The following is a 283-nucleotide window of genomic DNA, read 5'->3' as shown; positions in this document are numbered from 1 at the left end:
TGGTTTGTCTTTTCTATCTTGTCTTGCCCAACCAAAATACGGCATAACAGCAGTTATATGTCTTGCTGAAGCACGTTTAGCAGCATCAATCATTAACAACATTTCCATGAGGTTTTGTGGCCCTGGATTTGTTGAACCTATTATAAATATTCTGGCACCACGTATAGATTCTTCATATGATGGTTGAAACTCTCCATCACTGTATGTAGAAGTTATTACGTTACCTAAATCTTCGCCAAAAGCTTTAGCTATTTTCTTACCAAGAACTTCGCTTTGTGTACAG

Annotated in this window: 1 protein-coding gene; it reads right to left on the bottom strand. The window is 37.5% G+C overall.

What is annotated here, in order from left to right; translation table 11 throughout:
• The coding region (locus tag FUA24_RS24695) for a ribose-phosphate pyrophosphokinase-like domain-containing protein (RefSeq protein ID WP_187388393.1) at window positions 1-283 on the bottom strand (283 nt) is incomplete at both ends.

Source organism: Seonamhaeicola marinus, from assembly GCF_008085455.1.
This window is presented reverse-complemented; position numbering and strand designations above follow the sequence as displayed.